This is a genomic window from Kribbella sp. (genome assembly GCF_035655035.1).
Classification (GTDB): Bacteria; Actinomycetota; Actinomycetes; order Propionibacteriales; family Kribbellaceae; genus Kribbella.
Map to the genome: position 1 here is coordinate 1 of NZ_DASRVN010000543.1, position 7,529 is coordinate 7,529.

Sequence of the window (7,529 nt, forward strand, 5' to 3'; positions counted from 1 at the left end):
GTCCAGCAGCGCCAGCGCGCTCGCGGGCGTGTCGAGCCCCACCGCCATCCCGACGCGGGCGTGCTTCGTGGGAAAGCTCGTCAGCAGCACCGCCACCCGCCGGTCGGCCGGCGCGATGCGGCGCAGCCGCGCATGGCGGACCGCGAGTCGCGCGACGCGCGCGCAGCGCTCCGGGTCCGGCACGTAGCGCGCGACCGCGGCTCCGACCGGCGAGCCGGCCGCGTCCGAGCGCTCCTTGAACGAGACGACGCCGGCGAGCAGGCGCCCGTCGAACTCCGGGATCGCCACCTGCGTCGCCGCGTCCAGCGGGCTCACGGCCGCGTCGCTCTCCAGCCACTGCTCGCGGGTCGAGGTCAGCGCCAGCCCCTGGATCAACGGGATGTCGAGCGATGCCAGCGCACCCGCGTCCCAGGCGTCGTCCGCCCCGCCGGCGCTCGCGGTCGCCGCCACCGATCCACCCGCGGCCAGCAGCGTCGTCACGAGTACGTCGCACTTCCGGAGCAGGTCGAACAGCCCGGCGTTCTCGTCGCCGGCCGGGTCGAGCCCGCCGAGGTCGTACCCGGCCGCCTCGAGCTGCCCGAGCAGCACGACCGCCGACGCCGGGGTGTCGAGCCCGACCGCGTTCCCGATCCGCGCGTGTTTCGTCGGGTACGACGACAGCACCAGCGCCAGCCGCTTCTCGCCCGGCGGCACGTGCCGCAGCCGGGCCTGCGCGACCGCGATCCCGGCGAGCCGCGCGCACCGCTCCGTGTCCGGTACGTACCGCGCGAGCCCGTCGGCGTCGTACGACTTGAACGAGAACGGCACCGAGATCAGCCGCCCGTCGAACTCCGGGATCGCCACCTGGGTCGCCGCGTCCAGCGGGCTGACCGCCGCGTCGCTCTCCAGCCACTGCTCGCGGGTCGAGGTCAGCGCGAGCCCCTGGATCAACGGGATGTCGAGCGACGCGAGCGCACCCGCGTCCCACGCGTCGTCCGCACCGCCGGCACTCGCATTCGCCGCCACCGCGCCGCCCGCCGCGAGCAGCGTCGTCACCAGTACGTCGCACTTGCGCAGCAGGTCGAACAGCCCGACGTTCTCGGCCGGATCCAGCCCGCGCAGTGTTCCGCAGTACACCGGAAGTGCTTGCGCGCCCGCCTCGACGACCGCAGCCGCGAGCGCGTCGACGAAGGCGGTGTTCCCGGAGATCTCGTGCGCGCGGTAGTACACGATGCCGACCACGGGCCGGTCGTCCTCGACGTACGTCCCACGGACGCCGTACGCCGGGAGCGCGCGTGGCGGGTCAAACTCGTCGCCGGTCAGCAGCAGCGTGTCGCGCAGGAATCCGGCCAGGTTGCGGAGGTTGTCCGCACCGCCTTCCCGCAGGTACGCGAGCGCCTCGGTCACCGCACCGGCCGGCACGGTCGACAGCGACATCAGCTCGGCGTCCGGCGCCGCCTCACCACTGACGACGACGGCCGGCGTCCCGGACGCCAGTACGGCGTCAAGCCCTTCCTCCCACGCGCGACGCCCACCGAGCAGCCGCACCACAACCACATCCGCGCGGTCGAGCAGCTCGCCCAACTGGCTGAGCTCAAGCCTCGCCGGGTTGGCCACCGCCCACCCGGCGCCTGCCTCGGCTGCAGCCAGCAGATCGGTGTCAGCAGTAGACAGCAGTAGAAGATTCGCAGCCACGCGTATGTTCCTTCCCGGGGTATCCACGCCCCAGCTACAGGTACGACGGCGGCAGTTCCTGACTCCCCCTGAACGGGGTCACAGTGGCGGGACCGCCCCGGATTCACACCGGGTTCCTGCTGATGCCGTCGATGACGCTGCTGACTCTAGCGGTGCATCGCGTAGTGAGCAGCCAGCAGGTCAGTGCCCCAGTCGTTGCGAAGATCACGCCACACCGAGTGGATGTGGTTCGCGTTGTCCTGGGTGTTGTCGTACTCCGCCAGGAACGTCGGCCCCGCGATCGAGTAGTAGTGCCGGTGTCCGACGCCCGGGGTCGTCTCACCGGCCCAGGCGAACGTCAGGTTCTCGATGCCCTGTGCGGTGATGTCCTGCCACGTCTGCAGCCCGATCGGCCCGGCGGCGCGTCCGACGTACTGACCGATCAGCAGACTCAGGAGCTGCCGCTGCTGCTCGTTCATGTCGCCGTACGGCAGGCCGCGGTGCAGCAGCGACGCGTCGGCCACGGGGTCGTGGCGGGTCAGGATGTCGTCAGGAGCATCAGGTGAGACCAGCGCGACCTCCAGCTGGCCAGGCTCCAGTGCATGCAGCAGCTCGAAGCCCAGATCCTGCTCAGCGACCAGGAACCGCCGCCCGGTCTCAGGGCCGGTCAGTACCTGCGCCGGGTTCGACCCGATGAACTGTGGCGTAAACGCGATGGCTCCGTCGATCACAGCCACGTGCAGCGCCAGGTGGTGGCCGTTCAGCCGCCAGGCCCACGGGCCGGTACCGGACGGGTCACCGAGGACGCGTAGGAAGAAGCGGCCGCCAAGGACCGAGCCCTCCCAGTCGCCTGACTCCGGCAGCGCCGGGATGCCGCGGAGGATGACCTCCGCGTCCAGTACAGCCCAGGAGTCGGCTGCGCCGCGCTCACTGCAGCCCAGCTCGACCAGGCGCGTGGCCAGCAGTTGCTGAGCCGGTGTGAGCTCTGCCAGCGGCAGACCGGCCCGGTCGCCGGGCAAGTACGTCCACTCCTTGTGGTCCGGTGTGTCGAACGGCGCCCTGATCTTGTCGAGCTGTGCGGGCGACAGGCTCGCCAGTAGATCCAGTACGGCGTCCCGCGTCTGCTCTACAACCATGCCGATCGCTCCTGTTCCGTCGGTTCACACTTGGTCCACTGTTCGAACGGCCGGTCCAGCTTGTACCGGAAATCGGGCTGGCGCAGCAGGACGCGTGTTTCCGCGTTTCCAGGATTCCGCAGCGACTCGCAGAACCGTACCGACCAGTGGAACCAGCGCATACAGAACAGCCGCATGGTGAGCCCGTGCGACACCAGCAGCACGTTCTTCGGCGCGCCCGGGCTTTCGAAGTCCCGGTGCATCGTCTCCAGGAACGTCGAGACCCGGTCGTACACGTCGGCGCCGGACTCACCGTGCGTGAACCGGTAGAAGAAGTGGCCGAACGAGTTCCGCAACTGCTCCTGCTGCACGATGTCCGCGGTGTCCTGCAGGTTCGCCCAGTCCTGCTCCCGCAACCGCGGCTCCTCCCGCGGTACGCCGATCAGGTCGTCCAGCCCGAGCGAGTCCAGCGTCTGCCGCGTCCGCAGGTACGGCGACACGTACACGCGCACAGGCTCGTTCTCGAACACCTCCCGAAGCTCCCGACCCGTCTTGGCCGCCTGCTCGTGCCCCAGCGCCGTCAGCGGAACCGCGTGATCCGGCACCCGCTCGTACACGGTCTTGTCCAGATTCGCCTCGGACTCCCCGTGCCGGACCAGCACGATCCGCACCGGCCGATGACTCAGACCCATTTCTTCCACTCCCCATGCGCTCCGCGCCGCGTCCTGGTGCGCCTAGCCTGGCGTGCGAGGAGTGCGGTGAGCGCGGCGACGCCCGCCGCTGAGACACCGACCCGGCGGGCCAGTGCCGCTGTGCGGCGGATGTCGGCTGTTGTCGGAGGTGGGCCGTCGCCCAGCGTGCCGCGGTTCTCGACGTACGTTCCGTAGTCGTTCGTCCCGCCCAGGGTCAGCCCGAGCGCGCCCGCGAAGGCCGCCTCGACCGGGCCGGCGTTCGGGCTCGGGTGCTTGCCCGCATCCCGTCGCCAGACGCGGACGGCGCCTGCCGGCCGCCCGGACGTCAGCGCGGTCAGCGCTGCGCAGGCCCGCGCGGGCAGGAGGTTCAGTACGTCGTCGAGCCGCGCCGCCGCCCAGCCGAAGTTCTCGTACTTCGGCGAGCGGTACCCGACCATCGCGTCCAACGTGTTCGCGGCGCGGTACGCGAGCAGCCCGGGTACGCCGAACACCCCGCCCCACAGCAGCGGCGCCACGCACGCGTCCGAGGTGTTCTCGGCGATCGACTCCACCGTGGCGCGGGCCAGCTCGTCCGCTTCCAGGTCGGTCGCGTCGCGGGCGCACAGGTGGCTGAGGCGGTCGCGTGCGCCGGGGATGTCCTTCTCCTCCAGCAGGGCGGCCATGGTCTCGGCTTCGCGCTCCAGGCTGCGGGCGCCGAGCACGGTCCAGGTGGCGGCGGCGGTTACTGCGGTGTTGAGGAGGGGATGTTTGCGGGTCAGGCGCTCGGCCGCGAGGCCCAGGACTGTTGTAGTGCCTACGAGGATCGCGGTGTAGGTCACGCCTGCTTCGCGCGAGTCGGCGTACAGGTGTCGCTCCAGGGCGGACGCCGTACGGCCGAAACCGGCGACCGGGTGGTAGCGGCGCGGGTCGCCCAGGAGGCGGTCGGCGGTGAAGCCCAGGAGGATGCCGAGAGCTCTACCGGTTGTGCTGGACACCCTGGGAAGTCTGCCAGGTGAACGACTGTGATTGGGTGACCGCATGGGAATCGCGGAGCTGCTCTCGCAGGTGGACGGGAGCGGGGAGTTCGGGGTCTGGCTGGGCCGGCTGGACGGCGTACCGGTGTTCGTGCACGAGGCGGAGCGGCCGCATTACTCCGCGAGCACGATGAAGCTGCCGGTGGCGATGGCGATGATGCGCAAGGTGGAGTCCGGCGAGCTGGCGCTCGACCAGCCGGTGACCGTGCACAACGACTTCGCGTCCGCCGCCGGCGGGCGGTTCGGGGTGAACCCCGACGAGGACGAGGCGCCCGCGACCTGGTCCCGGATGGGCGAGCAGGTGCCGCTCGGCTGGCTGGCGACCGAGATGATCACCCGCTCCAGCAACCTCGCCACCGACCTCGTCCTCGAACAGGTCGGGGTCGACGCGGCGCACCGGGCTCTCACCGATTCCGCTCTGACGGCGTCCCCGGAATCCAAGATCCAGCGTGGCATCGACGACTCCGCCGCGCAGCGCGCCGGGATCAGCAACCTGATGAGCCCGGCCGGACTGGCCGGCGTACTCGTTGCGGTCGGCAACCAGGAAGGTGCCTCCGGCGACTACCTGCGCGACCTGCTGGCCGGCAACCAGTGGAACGGCGAGATCCCCGCGAAGCTGCCCGCCGGCACCCGGGTCGAGCACAAGAACGGCTGGGACACCCGGATCCGCCACGACGGCGGCATCGTTCGCCCGGCCGACGCGGACCCGTTCGTCGTCGTGGTGTGTACGACGTCCGACCTGCCGGACAGCGAGGCGCAGCAGCTGATCGCGTCGATCGCGCTCGAGGCGTGGAACCACCGGCACGACCTGGAGGCGGTGCGGTGAAGCTCACCACGCATCTGGTGTCGGCGCCGCTGCACACGCCGTTCGTCACGGCGCTGCGGACCACCACGACCGCGGACTCGCTGCTGGTCGAGATCAGTGACGGCAAGCTGAGCGGCTGGGGCGAGGCGCCGCAGGTCTGGAAGGTGACCGGAGACTCGCTCGCCGGTTCGCAGGCGTGCATCGAAGGGCCGATCACCGCCGCCCTCGACGGGCTCGGGCCGGACGACCTCACCGAGGCGCTCCGCCGCGTACAAGGCGCAGCGGTCGGCAACTTCGGCGCGAAGGACGCGGTCGACGTCGCGCTGCACGACCTCGCGGCTCGGCGCCGCGGGCAGACGCTGCACGGGTTCCTCGGCTCGACCGTCGATGTCGTCCGTACCGACATGACGCTGTCGGTCGGCGATCCGGACGCGCTCGCCGGGGCCGCGAAGGCGCGGATCGCGGACGGGTTCGACGTACTCAAGATCAAGGTCGGCACCGGTGCGACCGGCGACATCGAGCGGGTCCGCCGGGTGCGGGACGCGATCGGGCCGGAGCCGCGGCTGCGCCTGGACGCCAACCAGGGCTGGACGCGGCGCGACGCGGTCACGGTGATCCGCGCCCTGGAGGACGCCGGCTGCGCGATCGAGCTGGTCGAGCAGCCGGTCGCCGCGGCCGACCTGGACGGTATGGCCTGGGTCACGGACCGGGTCGGTACGCCGATCCTCGCCGACGAGTCCGTGTACGGCGTCCGCGACCTGGTCGCGGTGATCCGCCGGGGCGCGGCCGACCTGGTGAACGTGAAGCTCGCGAAGTGCGGAGGGTTGGCGCCCGCGAGGACGCTGCTCGAACTGGCCCGCGAGCACGGGATCGGCGCGATCGTCGGCTGCATGATGGAGGGCCATGTCGGGGTCGGCGCGGCGGCCGCGCTGGTGTCGGCGTACCCGACGACCGCGGTCAACGACCTCGACGCCGCCTGGTGGCTGCGCGAGCCGGCCGTGACCGGCGGCATCCGGTACGAAGGCTCGCTGATCCACCTGCCTTCAGCTCCTGGACTGGGCGTGACAGGCTTGCTGTCATGAAGTTAGCCGCCACCAAGGTCCCGGTCAGCACGGTCTGGACCTCGCCGGACGCGCCGCGTGACATCGACGCGGCCGCCACCGCCGCACAGCCCGACGTCGCCGCCTGGGCGAAATCGATGGACACCGAGACCCGCCTCGGCCTGCACGGCCGGACGCTGACCCAGTTGCTGTTCGCCGAGCCCGTTCTGGTGCGCTCGGAACGCGACGGCTGGTCGGAGATCCTCGCGCCCTGGCAGCCGTCGTCGCAGGACGAACTCGGATACCCGGGCTGGGTCCCGTCGAGCCACCTCGGCGAGCTGCCGACGAGTGCCGCCGACCCGGTCGCGATCGCCGTACCGACAGCCGCGTTGCTGGGCGAGCCCGGTGGTCAGCCGGTGGCGGAGCTGTCGTTCGCGACGGTACTCGCGTCTGTTGAACACGCGGACGGTTACACGCGGGTGGCGACGCCTGACGGCGGGTCCGGCTGGTTGCAGGACGCCGTACTGCGGTCCGTGTCGGAGCCGTCGGACGTGGACGAGCGGTTGCGGCTGGGCGAGCAGTTCCTCGGGCTGGAGTACCTCTGGGGCGGTACGTCGGCGTACGGCCTGGACTGCTCCGGGCTGGTCCACGCCGTCAGCCGCGTCCTCGGCCTCCGCACCCCGCGAGACGCCCACGACCAGGCCGCCGACCTCCCGAACATCCCCGTCGACGAGGCCCGCCCCGGAGACCTGTACTTCTTCGCCCGCGACAACTTCCCGATCCACCACGTCGGCTTCGTCTCCCCCACCGGCATGCTCCACGCCTCCGAAACCGGCAAGGTCCTGGAGAACGGCCCGCTCACCGCCGACCGCCGCACCACCCTCGTAACCGCCGCCCGCTTCTAACCCCGAGCAAGTTCGTGTGCACGTGAACCAAGCGCGCGGGAGGTGCCTCGCCCGCGCGCAGGTGCCGGCGCATCCCGCCAGAACTCAACGCGAGAGGTGCCCCGCCCTTCCACCCGCCCCGAGCGGAGCGAGGGGCGGGCGGTTCCGTCAGGACTGTTTGGGGTGGAGTTCTGGGTGGTTGGTTTTGCGGGACTTGGCGAGGCTGGCGACGGTGGTGATGCCGAGGGTGATGATGATGAAGCCGAGGGAGAACCAGATCGGGATTTCCGGGGCCCAGGTGATGTGGTGGCCGCCGTTGATGAACGG

Annotated in this window: 7 protein-coding genes and 1 riboswitch; of the genes, 3 read left to right on the top strand and 4 right to left on the bottom strand. The window is 71.0% G+C overall.

Going from position 1 to position 7,529, the window contains the following annotated elements; genetic code table 11:
- The 4 genes from VFF46_RS29375 to VFF46_RS29390 form a co-directional block, all read right to left on the bottom strand.
- Positions 1-1,674, bottom strand: a 1,674-nt coding sequence (locus VFF46_RS29375) for a cobaltochelatase subunit CobN (RefSeq protein WP_325040471.1), incomplete at its 3' end; no start/stop codon positions are given.
- Between the two features lie 30 nt (positions 1,675-1,704).
- Positions 1,705-1,819: riboswitch (cobalamin riboswitch) on the bottom strand.
- A 1-nt stretch (position 1,820) separates the two neighbouring features.
- Positions 1,821-2,789 (bottom strand): DUF3500 domain-containing protein, encoded by a 969-nt coding sequence (locus VFF46_RS29380; RefSeq protein ID WP_325040472.1) that lies wholly within the window; start codon positions 2,787-2,789, stop codon positions 1,821-1,823.
- A complete protein-coding gene (locus VFF46_RS29385) occupies positions 2,780-3,460 on the bottom strand; it encodes a phosphoglycerate mutase family protein (protein WP_325040473.1) in 681 nt (226 codons plus the stop codon). Before VFF46_RS29385 ends, VFF46_RS29380 begins: the two co-directional genes overlap by 10 nt.
- Positions 3,451-4,434, bottom strand: a complete 984-nt coding sequence (locus VFF46_RS29390; RefSeq protein ID WP_325040474.1) for a cobalamin biosynthesis protein — start codon at positions 4,432-4,434, stop codon at positions 3,451-3,453. Before VFF46_RS29390 ends, VFF46_RS29385 begins: the two co-directional genes overlap by 10 nt.
- 43 nt (positions 4,435-4,477) lie before the next feature.
- On the opposite strand from VFF46_RS29390, the gene VFF46_RS29395 reads away from it, so the two are divergent.
- The 3 genes from VFF46_RS29395 to VFF46_RS29405 are packed head-to-tail and all read left to right on the top strand — an operon-like array spanning position 4,478 to position 7,223.
- Entirely contained in the window at positions 4,478-5,299 is an 822-nt protein-coding gene (locus VFF46_RS29395; protein WP_325040475.1) for a serine hydrolase, read from the top strand.
- Complete coding sequence (locus tag VFF46_RS29400; RefSeq protein WP_325040476.1) at positions 5,296-6,360, top strand: dipeptide epimerase; 1,065 nt, start codon at positions 5,296-5,298, stop codon at positions 6,358-6,360. Before VFF46_RS29395 ends, VFF46_RS29400 begins: the two co-directional genes overlap by 4 nt.
- Entirely contained in the window at positions 6,357-7,223 is an 867-nt protein-coding gene (locus VFF46_RS29405; RefSeq protein ID WP_325040477.1) for an NlpC/P60 family protein, read from the top strand. Before VFF46_RS29400 ends, VFF46_RS29405 begins: the two co-directional genes overlap by 4 nt.
- The last annotated feature ends 306 nt before the right edge of the window (positions 7,224-7,529 follow it).